We start from the raw sequence: 7710 nt of genomic DNA on the forward strand, positions 1-7710 counted from the left end.
CCGGCTTCGTGGCGGTACCCCTTCGTGAGTTCCTCGCGGGCCTGGGCCTGCTCGGCCGCGGCCTCGGCATGTACGCGCGCAACCCCAGGCTCGTCCTGCTCGGCCTGATACCGGCGCTCATCTCGGCGGTGCTGTACCTGGCCGCCTTCGCGACGCTCATCTACTTCCTGTCAGACCTGTCCGACGCCGTCACCTGGTGGGCCGACGGCTGGTCCAGCGGGATGCGCGACACCGTGCAGGTACTGGCCGCCATCGGCATCCTCGGCCTTGGGGGCCTGATCGGCATCCTGACCTTCACCGCCGTGACGCTCGCGATCGGCGACCCGTTCTACGAGAAGATCTCCGAGACCGTGGAGGCCCGGTACGGCGGCGTCCCCGACGAGATCGACGTGCCGTGGTGGCGGTCGCTGCGGCGCAGCCTCTGGGACTCTCTCCGGCTGATCGCGCTGTCCATACTGATCGGCATCCCGCTCTTCGTCGCTGGCTTCATCCCGATCGTCGGCCAGACGGTGATCCCGGTCATCGGTGCCTTCGTGGGTGGCTGGTTTCTGGCGCTGGAGCTGGTGGGCGTGGCGTTCTACCGTCGAGGGCTGCGACTGCCCGAGCGGCGCACCGTCCTCAAAGCCAACCGGCCGATGGCGCTCGGATTCGGGGTGGGCGTGTTCTGCTGCTTCCTGATCCCGCTCGGCGCCGTACTGGTCATGCCAGCCGCCGTCGTAGGCGGCACCCTACTGGCCCGCCGCACCCTCAACCTCCCCACCTGAGCCGCCGGCCTCCCACGCGGTCAGCAGCTTGTCTGGACCGTAGACGGCGTCGACGCTGGTCGCGGTGACGCCACTTCGGCTGACCGCGACCAGTGGGACCGGTTCGTCGGTGAGAGCGGCGCGATGTTTCTGGAGAGCAGCGAGGTCATGGCTGTCGAACGGCGACCTTTCCAGCCACTTGATCGAGCCGAGGAAGTACACCTCCTTGGCGACGGGCTCACGATCCGCGCCGACGATGTCGATTTCGATCGTGCTGGACCGGTTCCAGTACGCGCCGACGACCTGGGCGGCCGGCAGGCTCCCATCGGGCAACAGGCGGGCGAAGGACTCGCGCAGGAGTGGCTCGATCGCCCGCCCGCGCCACGCAGTCCACCCGTCCCGGATCCGCCGGAGTGTGACGTCACCGCGCAGGCGTTCGATCTCGGGCAGGTACGGGCCGATGAATCGCAGCCAGAACCGGAGGTAGGGGTCGGTGACCCGGTAGCGGCGCTCCTTCGAAGGGCGCGTCCAGACCGGCAACTCACTGGCCACCATCCGCTTGGCCATCAGAACGTCGGTCGAACGCGTCAGGCTGGTGTGTGCGATCCCGCCGGCCGCCCGGGCGATGTTGGTAAAGGTCCGCTCGCCGCTGCCGATAGCCGCCAGCACCTCCCGGGCGTTGGCCGAGTCGGGGAATTCGGCCGCGAGGGATCGTTCAGCGGAGACCAGCAGTGCGGAAACGGGGTTGGCCAGTTCAGCCTGCAGGAAGGTCCACAGGCTGTCGCCCGGCTGCCAGGCCGCGCAGATCAGCGGCAGCCCACCGGTGACGAGCGCCGCGTCGAACGCCTCGGCGGGGTCCAGGCGCAGCATCCGACCGACCTCGGCTGGGTTGAGTGGGCCGAGGACCATCTCCTGACCGCGCTGGTGAAACGGCCGGCCGTAGGAGCCAAGAGCCTCCATCATCGACAGATCGGAACCGATCAGCACCAGCAGGACGGGCCGCCGGCTCAGCTCCCTGTCCCACGCGCGTTGCAACACGCCTTCGAACGCGTCGACCCGATCCATCAGGTAGGGCACCTCGTCGATGACAACCACGCTGGGCCTGTCATCGGGCAGGATTCCCGCGAGCTGCCGCAGTGCCGCGGTCCAGTTGCCGGGCACCGCCTCGGCGAACACCTCGCGATCAGGCAATGTGGACCCGGCGACCGCCTCCCGCAACGCCTCCAGCTCCGCCTCGGCGGATGTGCCAGCGGCGGTGTAGAAGACCGCAGGCGCAGCCGCCCGGTCGACGAATGCCTCAACCAGGCTCGACTTACCGATTCGCCGGCGACCGCGAATGAGCAGGCAGCGCCCGGGGCGCGCCGACCCGATATCGGCGTCGACGGCGCGCAGCATCGTGTCGAGTGTTGCCAACTCTCGGTCTCGTCCGATGAACGCAACCACTGCCTGTCACCTACCTGCGATAGTTACAGCCGCGATACTATCTGATGCGATAGTATCGCAGCCGTAACTATCCGTCCGGCTCAGCTCTGGTACGCACGGATGATGGTCTGGTCGAGGGCGCTGCCACCGCTCGCCTTCACCGCCACCCGCAGCGACACCGCCTGCCCGGCCGCCACCTGCGGCAGCCGTGCCGTAAACCGGCCAGCGCCGTCCCGCGACACCGGCACCGTCTTCCAGGTGACGCCGTCGTCCACGGACGTCCACAGCCCGAACGACGTGATCCGCTGCCGGGCCACCCCGTGTGCCTGGTGCACGGTGAACGCGGCGTCCTGGCCGGCGGGGCGGTTCGCGATGTCCAGAGGGAGTTCGTAGTCGACCGATAGCAGCGGCACGGGAGCCGAGCCGGTGCCGCGCGGGCCCGCTGACTTGAAGGTCCACGCGGTGCTCACCCGGGTCGAACTCGGCAGCCACCCGCTGTTGTCCACCTCGTGGACGAGCCGGTACGTGCCGCGCTCCGCCGGGATCGCGAAGTCGCCCACCGACCCCTCGACCTCGCCCAGCAGTGCGCCGTTCCGGTACAGCGCGGTGGTCGCGTTGCCCAGTTCGAAGCAGGTGACCCGCTGGTGCTGGTCGGTCATCGGGACCAGTTCGACGTACAGGTGGCCCCGGGTGCGGCTGATCGGCTCGGGCGCGCACCCACCGACCAGCTCCGCTGGATCGTCGTACCAGTCGGGGCGGAGCGGCTGGCGTACCCAGACCTTCTCGTGCCGGCTGCCCGGCGCGTACCTGCGCGGCGCTTCCTGGGTGACCAGGTCGTCGTAGAACGCCTCGTCGATCCACCGGTACTCGGGCGACACGTAGTCGACGCGGTCACCGGAAAGGTCCCATGTGGTGGTGTCGGAGATGAGCCGCCCCGACGAGTTGACCCCGTACCGCTTATGGCCGGTAGTCGTCTCCGGCTTGTCGAGCCGATGGAACCGCTGGTCGATGCGCACCAGCCTGGCCCGCTCAGCGGCGGTCACCTGATGTGACGCGTCGGCCGGCAGACCCGACGGGTGCGCCTTGATCACCTCGTAGAACGACGGGCCGGGCGCCTCCATCCCCGCCACCGTGTACGCCTGGAACTCGCCGACGGCCGGCTCGTCCAGCGCAACGGCGTAGACGCCGCCGGCGCGGGCGCTGTCGTTCCACGCGAACGCGAAGTCGTACCAGCCGGAGCCGCGCCGGGCCCGCTGCTCGAAGTAGACGCCGACCGCGACCGGCGTGGTCTCCACGCCTTCGACGCCGACGTTCGCCGGCCGCGCGTTCGTGGCGTCCATCGTGAAGGCGGTGTCCGAGGTGAGCACGATGTCGGAGTCGCCGGTCAGCGCCATCCGCTGCAGCTCGACCGTCTCGTAGATGGAACCGGTGATGCTGTACCGGCCGGCCGGCACCCGGACCTTGACGCCCTCACCGTCCCGGTTCAGGTAGAACGTCGTGGCGAAGAGCGCCGGATCCTCCAGGTTGACGATCTGCCCGAACAGGAAGATGTCCGCCTCGGCGGGCGCGTCCGGCAGCGGCTTCATCGACAGTGACAGCTCGACGGTGGGCGGCTCCACATAGAACGCGACCGGCGTGGTCACCGTCCGGCCGCCGGCACGAGCGGTCACGGTCGCGGTGTAGTACCCGGTCGCCAGACCCTCCCGGTCGATGCGCAGCACCGCGGTACCCGTGCCGCCGGCATCGATCGCCAGCCTCCGCTCCGACAGCGTCGCGGCGCCGGGCGCCTTGGCGCCGAGCCGGTCGGTCACCGTGGCCGACAGCGCCACCGCCGCGTCGCGCGCGCCGATGTTCGTCCAGGCAAGCTTGGTCTCGGCGCCGCCGGCGCCGAGGTTGACCACGGCCTGGTCGGGCACGAGCGCACCGAGGGCACGCGCGGCGTTGAGCCTTCCTGATCCGATCGTGTACGCGTCAGCGCCCTCAAGCCGGTCCGCGGATCCGACGAGGGCCGCCTTGAGCGTGCGGGCATCCCAGTCAGGGTGCTGCTGGACCAGCAACGCGGCCGCGCCCGCGACGTGCGGCGCCGCCATCGAGGTCCCCGAGAGCGCCGTGTACCTCTCATCGACGATCCGCCCGATCCCCGTCCCCGACGCGCGGGCCGCGACGATCTCCACGCCCGGCGCCGCGATCTCCGGCTTGAGCGCGTTGGTGTTGATCACAGGGCCACGCCCAGAGAACTCGGCCAGCCGGTCGGCCCCATCCACCGCCCCCACCGTCAGCGCCGACGCCGCGGCGGCCGGCGTACTGATCAGCCGGTCAAGGGGATCGTTGCCCGAGGCGGCCACCACCAGCGTGCCGTACTGTTCCGTTACCGCGTCGACTGCCTGAGACAGCGGGTCGGTACCATCACTGGCCTCGTACCCGCCGAGGCTCATGTTGATCACATCTGCCCGTGGAGCCGCCCATTCCAGGCCGGCGATAATCTGCGAATCGCTGCCCAGGCCCAGATCGTCGAGCACCTTCCCGACGACCAGTCGCGCGTCCGGCGCCACGCCCCGGCGCTCCCCACCCGATCCGGCGCCGCTGCCCGCGACCGTGGCCGCAACATGGGTACCGTGCCCATGCCCGTCGACCGCCTCAGGGCTACTGTCGGTGAAGTCCGCTGTCTCGGCGATCCTGCCCGCGAGATCCGGGTGCGTGGCGTCCACCCCGGTGTCCAGCACGGCAACCCGGGCGCCCCTGCCGGTGTACCCGGCGGCCCACGCCTGCGGCGCCGACACCTGGCGCAGGTTTCGATCCAGCTTCGCCTGCGTCGCGCGTACCCGATGATCAAGCCAGACCTTGCCCGCCGCCGCTTGGCCGGCCAGCGCGGTCATGGGCTTACCTTTCGGCTGCTTACCCGCGACCGCGCCGATGCTGCGCAGCTCTCGCCGCTCGACCAGACTGGTCGTGAACGCGCTCCGGGCGCGGCTGTCTGCCGGCTTTACGATTAGGGGCAACTCTTTGCTGCGCGCGTCGTCATACCCTTCCCGGATCAGCGTCGTCACGTCGAACAGCGCCTCGTCGAGCACGCTGCCCACCAGCCCCGCCACCGTGCCGGGTATGACTCGCACGTGCCCATCGGCGCCGCAACTTTTGTGCAGGATCCCGCTCCGCTGGGCCGGCCGAACCGACACCTCCGGGCACCCCGACGCTCTCGTATGGACGGTAACGACATCGCCGGTCAGCAGCGTCACCGTGTACGTCTCACCGGCTGGCAGGACGGGCGCCGGCCCCTGCCCAGATTTTTGAGCGAACGCCGGCCCGCCTGTGGTGGCGAGTAGTAGCGGGATGGCCAGAAAACTGGCAATTCTACGTATCGTCACGTCACGAAGACGCACGGCATCGTCGCCAGGTTGCACCCGCATCGATACTTGCGTGAACCCGCATGGGGCGCGGGGGCGGCGAAGGGGTCCGGTAGCCTAGATCCGCGGGCCGCTAGCTCAATCGGCAGAGCTGAGGACTTTTAATCCTTAGGTTCGGGGTTCGAGTCCCCGGCGGCCCACCCGAAACGCGTACCCAAACGCGGTGTAAGCGAGTGGTCGAGCGCGCCCGACGATCCGTACTCCTTTCCGAGTGGCCGGTACACACGATTGCAGGCTGTGGTTATGAGGCGGCAGCATCCGGTGCTAAATGTGTACACAATCGGGTACACTTTGGAAATGTTGATCGAGACCTTGTCCGTTCGCGAGGCGCGCGAGCAGCTGCCCAGTGTTCTGGAACGGTTCCGCAAGGGGGACCGTACCCCGGTGGGCGTGGGTTCACATCGCAAAACTGAGGCAGTCATGGTTCCAGTCGAGGTGTTCGACGAGCTCACTGCCGAGCGATCCCGGTCGTTGACGCAGGCAGCGGCATCGGTGCGGGCCGAAGGACTTGCGGTTGCCGCCGATGTTGATGCCATCACTGAACGTTGGGCGCGTGGTGAGATCAGCACCGTGCAGATGCGTGAGCTAGTTCGGCAACTGTACGGCGCATCGTGACCGTCGATCCGTACATGGACCCCGATAGCGGGGTGCTGCGTAACCGGCTCGGCATCAGGGACCCCGAGCGGCTGCGTGAGGTGGAGGCGGGTCTGACATTGGCGGCGCTGGCTGATCTCGGCACGCGGACGCTGCCTGGCGGCTACGACCTGACTCACTTGCAGGCCTTCCATCGGGAAATATTCGGCGACCTCTATCCGTGGGCTGGCGAGATCAGAGCGGTGGGCATCGCCAGGTCGGACCCGTTCTGCCTGCCGCAGCACATCGAGGCGTACTCGGCGGAGGTGTTCGGCAGCCTGGCGAAGGAGCGGTACCTGCGCGGGCTGCCGCGCGATGGCTTCCTTGACCGGTCGACTCACTACTTCGCCGAGGTCAACGCGATCCACCCCTTCCGTGAAGGCAACGGCCGGGCGCAGCGCGCCTTCTTTCGTCAGCTCAGCCGTGAAGCGGGATGGTCCATCGACTGGGCGGATCTCGACCCACACGCCAATGAAGCTGCATCGATGGCTTCACTTCGCGGCGACAACGGCCCGCTTCGCCGCCTCCTCGACGGCTTGGTCACTCCCTGACGTTCGCGGTTAATCGGCCATCGTCAGGGACGTCCGGCATCCCGCCGTGACCTTGCCATCTGTACAGGCAGCGGGTCACCGGCGACCGTCAGAACCGGTTTCGCATTCTGCTGCGCTAAGCCCACCAACAGCCCCTGAGATGCGGGGTGCTGACGCGGGCCTGTGTCGACATGGGAAACGGGTCACGAACGCTCCCGTGGTGCGCTTGTCTGTGTATTACTGTCGGTTGCGTGGAGGAAGACGGCCATAGCGCGGCGTACCAGCCGTTGACCTTGGCCCAACTGAGCGCACTGCTGGTCGGCACCGACGAGTCGCGGCGGTGGCGGCTAGTTGCAGAGTTCCTAGAGGAGTTCCGCTGGGAGCAGCCCCACACGAGGGGCGAAATGCTGGCGGCTGAACCTCCGAGCACAGGCGACGAGCGCTGGGACGTGTTCCTGGCCGCGCTGGCAGAGTACCTTGCGGCGCGCGACGGCCAGCGAGGCCCATTATGGGTTGAGCCGAGGTCGCTGCGACGGTTGTGGTTCCCGTTCAACACCCGTGCGGCGCGGGTCGATGCGTTGGTCCACGCGCCGGCGGCGTTCCGGCGACGAGGCGTGTACGTCGCCGCGCAGGAACTGGAGGTCGCGTGAGCGCCGATGATCCGCTGCTCGACCCAGCTTTTCAACGGCACGTCATACGGGTTCCGGCTCGTCGCCACCAATCTCTCCGGCGACTCGGCACCGTCCAATGAGGCATGGGCCCGCCCACTACCACCCCTGCCCAGAGCGCCAGGGAACCTGCGCGCGTACGCCGGCAGCTCGCACGTCACGCTCAAATGGGATCCCTGTCAACGACGGCTGAAAACTGAGCAGGTTGCGACGGCTGAAAACTGAGCACCTGGGTTGATGGTTTGTCCTACTTGTTGCGGTCTTTAGCGAGTAGTTCGCGGCGGGCTTTGGTGCGGTAGGAGTCGCCGGC

At 68.3% G+C, this 7710-nt stretch carries 6 protein-coding genes and 1 tRNA gene; 5 read left to right on the forward strand and 2 right to left on the reverse strand.

Annotation, left to right across the window (positions count from 1 at the left end; all coding sequences use genetic code 11):
* Positions 1-8 precede the first annotated feature (8 nt).
* On the forward strand, positions 9-764 hold the full coding sequence (locus QMG73_RS13785; RefSeq protein WP_281895367.1) for an EI24 domain-containing protein: 756 nt from the start codon (positions 9-11) through the stop codon (positions 762-764).
* On the opposite strand, the gene QMG73_RS13790 is transcribed toward QMG73_RS13785, so the two are convergent.
* Both QMG73_RS13790 and QMG73_RS13795 read right to left on the reverse strand, forming a co-directional pair.
* Positions 729-2156, reverse strand: coding sequence for an ATP-binding protein (locus QMG73_RS13790; protein ID WP_407676793.1), 1428 nt, complete (start codon positions 2154-2156; stop codon positions 729-731). The genes QMG73_RS13785 and QMG73_RS13790 overlap by 36 nt on opposite strands.
* A 110-nt stretch (positions 2157-2266) precedes the next feature.
* Positions 2267-5278 carry a S8 family peptidase gene (locus QMG73_RS13795; RefSeq protein ID WP_281895370.1) on the reverse strand — a complete coding sequence of 1004 codons (3012 nt, stop codon included), beginning with the start codon at positions 5276-5278 and terminating at the stop codon, positions 2267-2269.
* A 358-nt stretch (positions 5279-5636) separates the two neighbouring features.
* On the opposite strand from QMG73_RS13795, the gene QMG73_RS13800 reads away from it, so the two are divergent.
* The 4 genes from QMG73_RS13800 (at position 5637) to QMG73_RS13815 (ending at position 7382) form a co-directional block, all read left to right on the forward strand.
* Positions 5637-5709 (forward strand) — tRNA-Lys (locus tag QMG73_RS13800).
* A 157-nt stretch (positions 5710-5866) separates the two neighbouring features.
* Positions 5867-6184 carry an antitoxin VbhA family protein gene (locus tag QMG73_RS13805; RefSeq protein WP_281895371.1) on the forward strand — a complete coding sequence of 106 codons (318 nt, stop codon included), beginning with the start codon at positions 5867-5869 and terminating at the stop codon, positions 6182-6184.
* Entirely contained in the window at positions 6181-6753 is a 573-nt protein-coding gene (locus tag QMG73_RS13810; protein ID WP_281895372.1) for a Fic/DOC family protein, read from the forward strand. Before QMG73_RS13805 ends, QMG73_RS13810 begins: the two co-directional genes overlap by 4 nt.
* A gap of 230 nt (positions 6754-6983) precedes the next feature.
* Positions 6984-7382, forward strand: coding sequence for a hypothetical protein (locus QMG73_RS13815; protein WP_281895374.1), 399 nt, complete (start codon positions 6984-6986; stop codon positions 7380-7382).
* The last annotated feature ends 328 nt before the right edge of the window (positions 7383-7710 follow it).

The sequence above is a fragment of the Phytohabitans aurantiacus genome (assembly GCF_027923225.1).
GTDB lineage: Bacteria > Actinomycetota > Actinomycetes > Mycobacteriales > Micromonosporaceae > Phytohabitans > Phytohabitans aurantiacus.